At 41.5% G+C, this 13049-nt stretch carries 12 protein-coding genes; 1 reads left to right on the forward strand and 11 read right to left on the reverse strand.

Annotated features, from left to right (window positions below; genetic code table 11):
* Positions 1 to 130: 130 nt before the first annotated feature.
* The 9 genes from J2Z20_RS13345 to citZ all read right to left on the reverse strand — a co-directional run bounded on the left by J2Z20_RS13345 (position 131) and on the right by citZ (position 9599).
* Complete coding sequence (locus tag J2Z20_RS13345; protein ID WP_209851088.1) at positions 131 to 1282, reverse strand: methyl-accepting chemotaxis protein; 1152 nt, start codon at positions 1280 to 1282, stop codon at positions 131 to 133.
* 119 nt (positions 1283 to 1401) lie between these two features.
* Positions 1402 to 2136 carry a response regulator transcription factor gene (locus tag J2Z20_RS13350; RefSeq protein WP_209851091.1) on the reverse strand — a complete coding sequence of 245 codons (735 nt, stop codon included), beginning with the start codon at positions 2134 to 2136 and terminating at the stop codon, positions 1402 to 1404.
* 64 nt (positions 2137 to 2200) lie between these two features.
* Positions 2201 to 4003, reverse strand: coding sequence for a two-component system histidine kinase PnpS (gene pnpS, locus J2Z20_RS13355; RefSeq protein WP_209851094.1), 1803 nt, complete (start codon positions 4001 to 4003; stop codon positions 2201 to 2203).
* Positions 4004 to 4037: 34 nt separating this feature from the next.
* A complete protein-coding gene (locus tag J2Z20_RS13360; protein ID WP_209851097.1) occupies positions 4038 to 4382 on the reverse strand; it encodes a cupin domain-containing protein in 345 nt (114 codons plus the stop codon).
* A 146-nt stretch (positions 4383 to 4528) separates the two neighbouring features.
* Complete coding sequence (locus J2Z20_RS13365; RefSeq protein WP_209851099.1) at positions 4529 to 5416, reverse strand: SDR family oxidoreductase; 888 nt, start codon at positions 5414 to 5416, stop codon at positions 4529 to 4531.
* Between the two features lie 142 nt (positions 5417 to 5558).
* On the reverse strand, positions 5559 to 5984 hold the full coding sequence (locus J2Z20_RS13370) for a hypothetical protein (RefSeq protein ID WP_209851102.1): 426 nt from the start codon (positions 5982 to 5984) through the stop codon (positions 5559 to 5561).
* A 133-nt stretch (positions 5985 to 6117) separates the two neighbouring features.
* Entirely contained in the window at positions 6118 to 7059 is a 942-nt protein-coding gene (gene mdh / locus J2Z20_RS13375; protein ID WP_209851105.1) for a malate dehydrogenase, read from the reverse strand.
* Between the two features lie 13 nt (positions 7060 to 7072).
* Positions 7073 to 8368, reverse strand: coding sequence for an NADP-dependent isocitrate dehydrogenase (gene icd, locus J2Z20_RS13380; RefSeq protein WP_209851108.1), 1296 nt, complete (start codon positions 8366 to 8368; stop codon positions 7073 to 7075).
* 115 nt (positions 8369 to 8483) lie between these two features.
* Complete coding sequence (gene citZ / locus J2Z20_RS13385; protein WP_209851111.1) at positions 8484 to 9599, reverse strand: citrate synthase; 1116 nt, start codon at positions 9597 to 9599, stop codon at positions 8484 to 8486.
* A 356-nt stretch (positions 9600 to 9955) separates the two neighbouring features.
* Between citZ and ytvI the strand changes: the two genes are divergently transcribed.
* Positions 9956 to 11074, forward strand: a complete 1119-nt coding sequence (ytvI, locus tag J2Z20_RS13390) for a sporulation integral membrane protein YtvI (RefSeq protein WP_209851113.1) — start codon at positions 9956 to 9958, stop codon at positions 11072 to 11074.
* A 27-nt stretch (positions 11075 to 11101) separates the two neighbouring features.
* Here the strand turns inward: ytvI and J2Z20_RS13395 are convergent, their stop codons facing one another.
* Positions 11102 to 11494 (reverse strand): FxsA family protein, encoded by a 393-nt coding sequence (locus J2Z20_RS13395; protein ID WP_209851115.1) that lies wholly within the window; start codon positions 11492 to 11494, stop codon positions 11102 to 11104.
* Positions 11495 to 11615: 121 nt separating this feature from the next.
* Positions 11616 to 13043, reverse strand: coding sequence for a pyruvate kinase (gene pyk / locus J2Z20_RS13400; RefSeq protein WP_209851118.1), 1428 nt, complete (start codon positions 13041 to 13043; stop codon positions 11616 to 11618).
* Positions 13044 to 13049: the final 6 nt, after the last annotated feature.

Below are 13049 nucleotides of genomic sequence, written 5' to 3' on the forward strand. Positions count from 1 at the left end.
ATTTCTCCTTCTCCAAGGAAACTAGCAACTCCAATGACGCTTCTCATTTTATAGATCGTTTGTTAACAATAATAGAGACAATTGTAAACGCAATGTAAAATCTATATCGTTAATCGTTAACATTAATCTGTTAATCATTCATTTTCATACTTCGAATTTTCAAGAGCTCTGATCTGACGATGGCTGTTTTCTCCATTGCAGCCGAAGCATAGGTGAACATTTGCTGACTTCTCTTCTCTCCAGCAAGTACAGACTCTAACAACGCTTCAAATTGAGTAACGGCTTCTTCGACATATTGATTGCTTTGTGTCAGCTCATCACGAACAGTCTGAGTCAAATGCTTCGTTTGATCTGCAGTATTCTTAATAGAATGAAGCATGTTAATAATATTTTCGGATAAGCTTTTCGTCTGCTGAGCTAGATGACGCATATGCTCTGATACAACGCCAAATCCTTGGCCAAGTTCACCGGCATGAGCGGCTTCGATCGAAGCATTGATAGCGAGCAGCTGACTCTGTTCCGCTAGTTCTCTGATCGCATCTGTTGTCGAAGTAATGTGCCTAACTCTCTCATTCAGTTCTGCTGCATTATTTTCCTGAAGAGAGGACTCTAAAACGACTTGTTCTAAAGATTGTTTGACTTTCATTAACTGTGTTCTGCCAAGATTAGTCATCTCCGACATCGCCTTTGACTCATGTACACCTGCATCTGCAGCTGTCGTAAGCTCGTTGATGGATCCGTCGATTTGACCTGTTAAATAATCTGTTTCGTTTAATATATGTAATTGTGAATCGTTTGCCTGTTCTTGCAGTCGTCTTGAGATTTGCAATAGATCTTTAACAGTAAGGATTCCTATATACCGTCCTTCGTTCGTTAAAATGATGCAATCATAAAAATGTTCGTCGGTTCTTTCTAAAGCCAAATCGATAACAGATTGAATAGGCACGTCACTTTCAACCATTAAACAATTCTCATCTGCAAATTGAAACGCCGGTAAATGATAATATAGATCGGCCCCAAAACGACTCGTCAAGCGACGATAAAATCGGTCACGCATAAGAAGAGCTACAGGCTTGTTAAATTCCTCACAAATAACTGCGCAATCCGACTTTGCCTCTTTCCCAAAAACTTTCATTACATCCTGACATTTCTCATCAGCAGAGATGACTGGGGCATGCCTACAATAATCCATAACATTTATGCCGTTTTCACGATGTGTATGTTTTCGTTCTAAGGTGTCTTGACGTTGCTGACTCTCTCTTTGAATCAACGACAATGACATTTTGCTCAAATCCCCTTTGCTTCTTTGTCAAGAATACACTTAGAGTCAGTATAGTAATGAATTGTTCTGAGAATGTTTACTTGATGTAAATATTCAGATAAAAAAACCGAATTCCCATTTTATACACGCTGGGAATTCGGCTTTTTATTAACGACGAGTTTATATCCAACACCTCGAATGGAATCAATATGCACCGATTCAGGATCAAGCTCTAGTTTCTTGCGAAGCGAGCTGACATGAACGTCAACCGTTCGTTGTCCTCCGATGTAGTCAAATCCCCAAACGGCGTTCATCAAATCATCTCGCGTCATAACAATTCCTGGCTTGCGAGCCAAGTACAACAGCACCTCGAACTCTTTCGGCCTTAAAGTAATCGGTACTCCGCTTAACAACACTTCATATCTCTCAGGATATATTACAAGTTCACCGAGCTGAATGGCTGGCTCCGCTTCACTGTTAGCAGGCTCCGGCTTATCTTCAATACCAGAGGCTCTTCTTAATACCGCAGAGACACGCGCCATAAGTTCCGATACACCGAAAGGTTTTGTAATATAATCATCAGCTCCCGCTTTCAACCCTTGAACGACTTCTTCCTCAGCGTTTTTAGCGGTTAAAATGATAATCGGTGTCCGAATACCTTCGCTGCGAAGCTTGTTTAATATTTCAAATCCGTTCATGCCAGGAAGCATCAAATCAAGTAATATTAAATCAAAATGGGATTTTCGTGCTATTTCGTACCCTGTAGTTCCGTGATCTTCAACTGTCACTTCGTAACCCTCTTGGGTTAAGTTATAAGATAACAGTCGTGCCAATGTCGGTTCATCTTCAATGACTAATAAGCGCTGCGTATTCATCAACCCCCAATGACTAAATTCTTAAATGAATATATCATCAAATTGTTAACGCCGTGTAAAATCGTTACATACTTGCTTCAACCTCTTGAACTAGCGGAAGCTCAATAATAAACGTCGTTCCGATTCCAAGCTCACTTTCCACTGAGATCGTTCCATGATGCATTTCAACTAAATGTTTAACAATGGATAAGCCTAAACCGGTTCCTCCAGAATTCCGTGATCTAGCTTTATCGACCCGATAAAATCGTTCAAAGATACGCGGCAAATCTTTTTTCGGTATTCCTATACCTGTATCCGATACTGTAAACCGCACTTTCTCGTTTTCTTGGCCCTCATTTATACTTTGAGCGGTAACTTTGACCTGACCGCCTTCTTGTGTATAGTTTATTGCATTGGATAATAAATTAACAAAAATTTGTCTGATTCGATCTTCATCTGCCTCAATATACAGCTCAGCTGGTATATCCATCTTTAGTCGAATATGTTTTTTCTCCGCGACCGTATTCATCATTTCGAACACCGTTTCGAAAAATGAATGAAGATGAACTGGCGAAAGTTCAAGCGATGCGCGTTTGGATTCAATTTTGGACAATTCCAAAATGTCTCCGATGAGCCGATTTAATCGTTCACTCTCATCGTAAATAATTTGCAGAAATGATTTAGCAGTCTCTTCATCCGTAACCCCTCCTGACAACAGCGTCTCTGCAAAACCGCGAACAGCTGCAATCGGTGTCTTGAGTTCATGAGATACGTTCGCGACAAATTCACTGCGCATTCGTTCCAAGCGGCGGATTGCCGTTACATCTTGCAATAGAAATAACATCCCTCTGTAGGTTCCATTATCATCAAACATGGGCACCCCGTCGATCGCTAGCAGTTTTTCCACTGGATCAAAGATTGAATGTTCCTCATGCATCCTAACTCTATGAACAATACCTTCACGAATTAACTTCGTAAGTTCATAATATCTCTTTAATTCATTATATGATTTGCCCATCACTTGTTCTGCTTTAATTTGCAAAATTCGCTCCGCTTCTCGGTTAACTAGCGCAATCATTCCCGAAGCATCAACCATGACGATTCCGTTAGTCATATTCGCTAATACATTTTGGAGCAAATCCTCATTGTCGCGAATGCGTGTCAATTGATTCTGAAGGCTGTCAGCCATACCATTAATCGCTTGACCCAACTGACCAATCTCATCTTTACGCTGCAGTTTCACCCGAGCATTGTAATCAAGATTTGAGATTTGATTCGCCACTTTTGTAATATGTTCAATGGGTCTAGTTAGGCCCGTCGCCACATAATAACTTACGACGACCGCAGCTAGGAAAAGAATGATCAGGCCTATAATCATCACTGTCCAGCCTTTAAGCAATCCTGCATCAACGGCTGCCAGGCTCATAGACAATCGGATATACCCGTCAAATCCAGTTATGGAATGGACTGGTTCGGCAACGTACAGCATATTTTCACCTAATGTATGGCTGTGACGAATGGCATATCCAACACCATCTTTTTTCGCAGAAACAATCTCTTCCCGATTTGCATGATTCTCCATTTTCAGCGGATCGCTCTCTGAATCACCGATGACTTTCCCGTCTTTTAATATGAATGTTACACGGGAATCCGTTAAGCTTGCGATTTTTTTCGCACTTTCCGTATAGTATTGTATGGTATTAGGGTCCGTTGGCGTAATGAATGAGAAGGTGCTCTGCAGCAGATTTATTTCCCGGGTCATATTCTCTTCCAGTGCTTCCACGTGGGAGTCTTCAAACACTTTAGCCATCGTTAACCCTGCTGCTAACACAGATACACCTATTAAGATCATTAACATGACGGTCAATCGAATCCGAAAAGGCTTCATATTACTCTTCCTTTGCATTTGATGTTGTAACTAACTATGCGAGATTGCGGTCTCCATGGCTTTTGGGGTGAGAAATAACGAGAAATTCGATATCTTCATTTGACTGATTCATCATCTGATGCGGAACTTGCGGTGCAACTTCAATCCCTTCTTGAGGACTTAAGTTAATCACTTCGCCATTTATTTCAAAAGTAGCTGTACCCGATAAAATATAAAAAAATTGCCGGCTCTTCATATGATAATGTCTGATCTCGGAAGTTCCTGCAGGCATTCGTTCATGAATAACACTCAAATCATCCCGGTTCACTAAATGCCATCCGTCACAGTGATTGCCCCAAATGTAATGTTCGGCATTTTCTTTGCTCATTTTCCGGTTCATAATCGGGTCTTCATCCTTTCTGGAAAATTGCTTGTTCATATCATCATATCATATGAAAAATCGAGATGATGCCTCTTTATGTAAAATATTTTGCTTTATACAAAAAAACCTAGCCTCATGCTGCTAAATGAGACTAGGTTAATAAGTTAACCGTTCACGATTTCCCCTCCGTTAATGTGAAGCACTTGTCCACTCATATAAGCAGAATCGCTCGAAGCTAAATAGACATATGCTGGAGCCAGCTCTGCTGGCTGACCAGGACGCTTCATCGGTGTATTTGCACCAAATGTGCTGACTTGCTGCGCATCAAAAGTTGAAGGGATCAGCGGAGTCCATATCGGTCCTGGGGCTACAGCATTTACACGAATTCCTTGACCTACAACATTCATGGACAGTGCTCTTGTAAAGCTGACAATCGCCCCTTTCGTAGCTGAGTAATCAATAAGCTGAGGGTGTCCATGATATGCGGTAATCGAAGCTGTGTTAATAATCGTGCTCCCCGTTTTCAGAAACGGCATCGCCGCTTTCGTAAGATAAAACATCGCAAAAATGTTAGTCCGGAAAGTTCGCTCAAGCTGATTAGATGTAATATCTGCAATTTTAGGCTGCGGATGCTGCTCTGCCGCATTATTGACAACAATATTCAGTTTACCCAGTTCATTCACCGTCCTGCTGACGGCCTCCTGGCAGAAAGTCTCGTCACCGATGTCTCCTGATATGAGTACACACCTCCGTCCAACCTGCTCGACTTGCTTCTTCGTCACTTCCGCATCATCATGCTCATTCAAATATATAATAGAGATATCAGCTCCTTCCTTCGCAAATGCAACGGCTACAGCTCTGCCGATTCCACTGTCTCCACCTGTAATGATGGCTGCTTTGTCCTGCAATTTACCAGCCGGCTTATACTGAACGTCTGTAAATACAGGGAGTGGATTCATGATCGCTTCAATACCTGGCTGCTGATTTTGATGCTGCGGAGGCAACGTTTGTTGTTGCTTTCCATTTTGATTTTGCTGATGGTTAGATGCCATCTTCGTCCAGCACTCCTTTCAAATCCGCTCATTTCACAAATACCCTATATTAGGATGGCACAAACCAAGTGTAATATGCACAAAAAAAGACTTGTCCTGTACCAAACAGAACAAGCCTTTTTTCTCTGAAAAGTCGAACCTCTTAAATAATTGTGCTGTACACCATGAAAAATACAATGACTACAAAGCAAATGGTGAGGAGTGCACTCAGTGTACGGATTTTTCCGGTCTCAGAAGGTTCTTCTTTTTTCTCTTGAATTCCTTTTAAAATGTTACGCAGCGGTTTACCCATAATACCACCAATTGCAGAAATCGCAAGGAACAGCAATGTAACAACAATCATCCAAGGGACGGAGTATGTTCCTTGGGTCATGAGGTAGCCGCCTGTCAGCAGCTGAACCACTAAACCAAATTGAGCAATCCGATTTAATTGGCTAACCGTCGCAATAGCTCCTTCTTGCGCTGCAAGAGACATACTGCCAAGTTTACCAATAATAAAAGGCAGTACTATGTAAAAGCCCATGGATAGCGCCCCAAGGATGTGAAGAAACATAAGAACTTGATTCATGTATATAACCTCCTCTCGGTGCAGGCATATTGATCACAACTATTTACATTATACCCATCAAAATAAACAAAGAAAAGAAAACCCTCTGCGTTTAGAAGGTTTTCTTACGTGAATTGTCAAAATTTTGACAATATTATCCTTGTACCACTTTGATGACATTGCGAACAGAATCAGCAGATTTATCCAAGGCCGCTTTTTCTTCGCTCGTGAGTTCAAGCTCAAATACTTTCTCGATGCCGTTTCCGCCAAGAATCGTCGGTACGCCCAAGAACAAATCTTGATAGCCATACTCGCCTTCGAGGTAAGCAATGACTGGAATGATACGTTTCTTATCTTTGATGATCGCTTCCGTCATTTGAACGAGTGATGCCGCAGGCGCATAATAAGCACTGCCGTTACCGAGCAGGTTCACGATTTCACCGCCGCCAACACGCGTACGTTGTACAATCTCTTCAATACGGTTCTGTGGAATAAGAGTGTCAATAGGAATACCTCCAACATTGGAGTATCTAACTAGAGGCACCATATCATCACCATGTCCGCCAAGCACGAATCCGCGAACATCTTCTACCGACACACCCAGCTCTTGAGCGATGAATGTGCAATAACGAGCCGTATCCAGTACACCGGATTGACCGATAACACGGTTTTTAGGGAATCCTAATGTTTGGTAAGCTGCGTAAGTCATTGCATCGACCGGATTACTTAGAATAATAACGATAGAATTCGGGCAATATTTCTTCACATTTTCACAGACTGAACGAACGATACCTGCATTTGTATTCACAAGGTCATCGCGGCTCATACCTGGTTTGCGAGCAATCCCTGCAGTAATAATAACGATATCTGAATCAGCAGCATCTTCATAGTTAGAAGTACCTACAATATTGCTGTCGAAGCCTTGAACCGGACTTGCTTCGAGCATATCGAGCGCTTTACCCTTAGTTGGGTTTTCTAATTGTGGAATATCTAGAAGAACAACATCTCCAAGCTCTTTCTGTGCAAGCATTAACGCTGTAGTCGCCCCAGTAAATCCAGCACCGACCACTGTAATTTTTTTACGCCGAATACCCATCGAACTCTGCCCCCTACATGTTTTTAATAATTTCGTCTGCAAATTGCGAACATTTCACTTCAGTAGCGCCTTCCATTAGACGAGCAAAGTCATAAGTAACCGTTTTGTTGTTAATGGAAGTTTCCATACCTTTGTAAATCAAGTCAGCAGCTTCATTCCAGCCCAAATGCTCAAGCATCATTACACCTGACAAAATAACAGAACCTGGGTTAACGACATCAAGATCTGCATATTTAGGAGCTGTACCATGCGTAGCTTCAAAGATGGCATGTCCTGTAATGTAGTTGATGTTCGCACCTGGTGCAATACCGATACCGCCAACTTGAGCTGCAAGCGCATCAGACAAATAGTCACCGTTCAAGTTCAGTGTCGCGATGACATCGAAATCAGAAGGACGTGTTAGCACTTGTTGAAGCGCAATATCCGCAATCGCATCTTTAATGATAATTTTTCCGGCATCGACAGCTTCTTTTTGAGCTGCGTTCGCTGCATCTACACCTTTAGCTTCTTTAATCGCATCGTACTGAGCCCAAGTGAATACTTTATCACCGAACTCTTGCTCAGCAACTTCGTAACCCCAGTTTTTAAATGCACCTTCGGTAAATTTCATAATGTTACCTTTATGTACCAAGGTTACACTCTTACGACCATGTTTAATTGCATATTCAACTGCTGCACGTACAAGACGTTTCGAACCTTCGGAGGAAACCGGTTTAATACCGATACCGGAAGTTTCAGGAAAGCGGATTTTCTTAACGCCCATTTCTTCTTGCAAGAAGCGAATCACTTTTTTCACTTCTTCTGATCCTTCTTTATATTCGATACCTGCATAAATGTCCTCTGTATTTTCACGGAAAATAACCATATCAACAAGTTCAGGACGTTTTACCGGAGAAGGCACACCGTTGAAATAACGAACTGGACGCAAGCATACATACAAATCCAGCTCTTGACGAAGCGCTACGTTAAGAGAACGAATGCCGCCGCCAATTGGAGTTGTAAGCGGTCCTTTAATCGCAACAATGTATTCACGAATAGCTGCAATCGTATCAGTCGGAAGCCATTCATCATAAGTATTGAACGCTTTCTCACCAGCGAACACTTCGTACCATGCAATTTTTTTGGATCCGCCATACGCTTTCTCAACTGCAGCATCAAGCACACGTTTGGAAGCTTTCCAGATGTCACGGCCTGTACCGTCGCCTTCAATAAATGGGATGATCGGATTGTTCGGAACTTGCAATTTGCCATTGTTAATCGTTATTTTTTCTCCCTCGGTTGGAAGACTGAATTTTTCAAGTTTCAACATATTTTATGAACTCCTCCTCTTATTCAAAACTCTCTTAATATATATTAACAAAGAGGTATGCAAAAGGATTTCCAGATTGCAAATTACCTCTTTATTAACTAGCATTCATTATCCATTAGATACGGCTGCTGATCGCAACATATTTCTGATGAACTGGCCCTGTATATTCAGCACGCGGACGGATGAGACGATTGTCTTCATATTGCTCTAAAATATGAGCTGTCCATCCTGAAACCCGGCTGATCGCAAAAATTGGCGTGAACAAATCACGAGCAATGCCAAGCATTGTATACACCGAAGCAGAGTAGAAATCGACATTCGGTTTCAATCCTTTTTGCGATACGACTAGCTCTTCAATACGAACAGACATATCGTAAAGCGTAGTATCACCGTTCATTTGTCCCAATTCATAGGACATCTTTTGAAGATGTTTCGCGCGCGGATCCCCATTTTTGTAAACACGGTGACCAAAGCCCATAATCTTCACTTTGTTGTCCAGTTTATTTTGAATATATCGATCAACATCATCTTTACCATTGATCTCGCTGAGCATAACCATAACAGCCTCATTAGCGCCTCCGTGAAGCGGACCTTTAAGTGCGCCGATCGCTGATGTAACTCCGGAATAAATATCTGAAAGTGTCGCCACAGTAACGCGTGCGGCAAAGGTAGATGCGTTAAGTTCATGGTCGGCATGCAGCACTAACGCTTTGTCCAAAGCTTTAACTGCAATTTCAGCTGGCTCCTTGCCTGTAAGCATATACAAGAAGTTGTGAGCGATTGACACATTTTTCAGAGGAGCAATCGGCTCCTTACCTTCACGAATACGAGCAATGGCAGCCACGATTGTCGGCAATTGTGCTTGGAGTTTAATCGTTTTCTTTACATTTGCTTCTCTCGACATATCATTTGCTGATTCGTCATACAAAGCAAGAGCTGATACAGCAGAACGAAGCGCAGCCATTGTGTTCAAGTCTTTAGGGTATAACTTAATCTGACTTACTAACGCCTCTGGTATAGATGCATAATCACTTAAATCTGAAAGCAGACTGCTAAGCTCGGCTTTTGTTGGCAGTTTTCCGAACCAGAGCAAATAAGCTACTTCTTCAAAACTTGCATGTTCAGCCAAATCATCGATATTGTAACCACGATAAGTTAACACACCGTCTACAATCGAACTAACCGAAGAAGTTGTTGCCACGATACCTTCCAAACCTTTAGTAGCTGTCATATTACATCTCTCCTTTGTAAAACGAATTTAAGCATGCCGCTTATTTTGAAAACATTTTCAAAGCAAAAGAAAAAAAAGCAAATGACCTTTAAATATGCTGTTTTAGTGCAGTTAAAATCCTCCTTAATCATAATGTATTTTGTCGGTTATGTGAACAATTACAGCCTATATTTTGACATCAAATGATTTTATCGCGACCATAAACATTTTTTTGTAACCCCTTACAAACTTAAAAAAAATAACTATCGTTTGCAAGAAATTTGCTTTGGATCATCTCTTTACTGCATACTATTTAGTAATATGAACCTACAATAGATTGATGGGTGTAAACGAAGGATTACGAAGGAGAATGCATTGTGGACAGACTTATTATCAAACGGATTTTGCGTGGAATATGGGTCATTCTGATCGTTACTGTCATTGCGCTTTCTGTCTATTGGCTAATGCCTCTGCTTTATCCTTTTATACTGGCATGGATTTTTGCTTATGCTATGAATCCGCTAGTCAGATGGTTTCAGATACGAATGAAAATGCCGCGCTGGCTTGCAGTAACGCTCTCCTTGCTCTTATATGTCGGGATGATTGTTCTTATCGTTTCTGCAGCTGTGACTAGACTTGTAAAGGAAGTCATTAACTTAACACAATCGTTCGACAGTTACATCGAGAACTTTAGAAATGTGTTCATTCAGTGGACTCAAAACGCCAGTATTCAAAATATTATTAATCAAATTAATATCTTCTATCAGCAAAATCCGAACTATCAAAATACGATTAACAACAACATTAATAAAACGACGGACTCTGTGGCTACTGCTATTTCTAACTTAGCCACTGGATTTTTCAATAGCATTCTCAATCTCATTTCTTCGCTCCCAAATGTCGGCATGATCCTCATTGTCATATTGTTAGCCGCATTCTTTCTCAGTAAAGATTGGGAACGTCATAATCATCATTTACTAAGATGGCTGCCGAATCGTGTTCGCAAACCGATAAGTACGATTTGGAGAGACTTACAGAAAGCTCTATTCGGATATTTGCGCGCTCAATTTATTATGATTTCAATTACGACTGTTGTTGTCATCATTGGGCTAATCGTCTTAAGAGTTCCGTCTGCGCTTGCCATCGGACTCATGATTGGACTCGTCGATCTCCTTCCTTATTTGGGTGTAGGGCTCGTGATGGTGCCTTGGATCATATACACATTTATGACAGGCAACGTTGCGCTTGGCATAGGTCTTTCCATTTTGTACGGTATTATTCTGATAGCTAGACAAATCGCTGAGCCTAAAGTGCTGGCAAGCAGTGTCGGACTTGATCCGCTCGCCACTCTTATCGGTATGTTCGTCGGATTGAAATTGTTTGGTGCGCTCGGTCTTATTATTGGCCCCGTCAGTTTGATTGTGTTAGAGGCGATCAGACGTGCAAATGTATTCCGTGACCTGAGAAACTATATTATTGGCGGAAGAGTGCATTAACGAGCAAAAAGGCAGCAGAGCTGCCTTTCATTTTCTATAAAAAGTAATGCTTCCGTTTTTCATTTTTTTCTCAATCCATCTTAATAAAAAATAACGATACAATGGACGAGTTAGCGGGAATATCAACGTAAAACCGACGATATCGGTAAAAAAACCAGGTATCATCAGCAGTATTCCGCCTGCGAAAATACATAATCCGTCTAACAGTGTTCTGCCTGGAATTTGCCCGCTGTTCATCTGCAATTTAGCATCCTGAAGCACTTTACGGCCTTCAAACTTCATCATCGCCATACCGATAATGGATGTCACAAAAGTTAGCAGTATTGTTTTTCCAGCCCCAATGTGCTCACCTACCGTGACAAAACCGTAAAATTCAAGTAGCGGTATGACAATAACGGCCGCAATAAGCCATTTCAGCATAAGTAAATCTCCTCTCGTATCGATGAGTACAACGTATACTTCTCATTATAACTGTTTTATAGAGATAAGAAAAAAGCAATGGGACTTCTCCCATTGCTTTCTTATATAAATGAATCAGTTATTATTGCTTGCTTGGCACTTGGCTTACTTTCACCAAGTTTGTTGATCCTGTGCGTCCAAGCGGCACACCTGCTGTAATCACAACAAGGTCTCCTCCTTGAATCACACCAGCCTCAAGTCCGCCTTGAATAGCGATTTCAAACATTTCATCTGTAGAAGAAGCCCCACGGCCTTTAACAGGAATTACACCCCACGCGAGTGCAAGACGGCGAAGTGTTCTGTCGTCAGTAGTCACTGCAACGATTGGAGCTTGCGGACGGTATTTCGAAACCATACGAGCCGTATAGCCTGTTTGCGTAGATGAAATAATTGCTTTAGCATTAAGGTCAAGCGCAGTAATAGCTACGGATTGGCTGATTGCCTCAGTAATGGTAGTTTCTGAAGCGATCCGTTGTTTCAAGAACAGTTCGCGATATTTAAGTGCCGATTCTGCTTTCTCAGCAATTCTAGACATGGTAAGTACAGATTCCACAGGATATTTACCTGCAGCCGTTTCGCCAGACAACATAATTGCGTCTGTACCATCGAAAATGGCGTTTGCCACGTCACTTGCTTCTGCACGTGTCGGTCTAGGATTACGCTGCATAGAATCAAGCATTTGAGTTGCTGTAATAACCGGCTTTCCTGCGAGATTACATTTTTCAATCATTCGTTTTTGAACGAGCGGAACTTCCTCAGCAGGAATTTCAACACCCAAGTCTCCGCGAGCTACCATTAAGCCGTCAGAAACTTCTAATATTTCATCCAAGTTGTCAACACCTTGTTGATTCTCAATCTTGGAAATAATTTGAATGTGAGAAGCATTATGTTTCTCGAGAAGCTCGCGAATTTCTAGTACATCGCTTGCTTTACGAACGAAGGAAGCTGCAATAAAATCGATGCCTTGTTCGATCCCAAAAATAATATCGTTAGCGTCTTTCTCGGTAATCCCTGGTAAAGAGATATGTACTCCGGGTACGTTAACACCTTTCTTGCTCTTGACTGTACCGCCATTCACGATACGGCATTTAATTTCCGTCCCTTGAATATCAACCACTGTTAATCCGATCAAACCGTCATCAATTAAAATGGTAGATCCGACTTTAACATCTTTAGGCAAATCTTTGTAAGTGATGGAGATCCGATCTTTATTTCCTAGAATCTCTTCGGTAGTCAGCGTAATAAATTCGTCTTGAACCAATTCAATCGGTTCAACTTCAAGCTTGCCTGTACGGATTTCAGGTCCTTTTGTATCGAGCAAAATAGCTACTGATGTGCCGAGCTCTGCATTTGCTTGACGAATATTTTTAATCCGATTTCCATGTTCTTCAAAATCGCCGTGGGAGAAATTCAAACGAGCAACGTTCATACCAGCCGTGATGAGTTTCTTGATGTTTTCCAACGATTCACTAGAAGGACCGATTGTACATACAATTTTTGTTTTACGCATAGTTGG

The sequence above is a fragment of the Paenibacillus sediminis genome (assembly GCF_017873765.1).
GTDB lineage: Bacteria > Bacillota > Bacilli > Paenibacillales > Paenibacillaceae > Paenibacillus_AG > Paenibacillus_AG sediminis.

Bases quoted from the DNA above. Each gene is read 5' to 3' on its own strand.
- icd (WP_209851108.1), bottom strand. From the start codon at position 8,368: ATGTTGAAACTTGAAAAATTCAGTCTTCCAACCGAGGGAGAAAAAATA.
- pyk (WP_209851118.1), bottom strand. From the start codon at position 13,043: ATGCGTAAAACAAAAATTGTATGTACAATCGGTCCTTCTAGTGAATCG.
- J2Z20_RS13365 (WP_209851099.1), bottom strand. From the start codon at position 5,416: ATGGCATCTAACCATCAGCAAAATCAAAATGGAAAGCAACAACAAACG.
- J2Z20_RS13345 (WP_209851088.1), bottom strand. From the start codon at position 1,282: ATGTCATTGTCGTTGATTCAAAGAGAGAGTCAGCAACGTCAAGACACC.
- J2Z20_RS13350 (WP_209851091.1), bottom strand. From the start codon at position 2,136: ATGAATACGCAGCGCTTATTAGTCATTGAAGATGAACCGACATTGGCA.
- J2Z20_RS13360 (WP_209851097.1), bottom strand. From the start codon at position 4,382: ATGAACCGGAAAATGAGCAAAGAAAATGCCGAACATTACATTTGGGGC.
- citZ (WP_209851111.1), bottom strand. From the start codon at position 9,599: ATGACAGCTACTAAAGGTTTGGAAGGTATCGTGGCAACAACTTCTTCG.
- mdh (WP_209851105.1), bottom strand. From the start codon at position 7,059: ATGGGTATTCGGCGTAAAAAAATTACAGTGGTCGGTGCTGGATTTACT.
- J2Z20_RS13370 (WP_209851102.1), bottom strand. From the start codon at position 5,984: ATGAATCAAGTTCTTATGTTTCTTCACATCCTTGGGGCGCTATCCATG.
- J2Z20_RS13395 (WP_209851115.1), bottom strand. From the start codon at position 11,494: ATGCTGAAATGGCTTATTGCGGCCGTTATTGTCATACCGCTACTTGAA.
- pnpS (WP_209851094.1), bottom strand. From the start codon at position 4,003: ATGAAGCCTTTTCGGATTCGATTGACCGTCATGTTAATGATCTTAATA.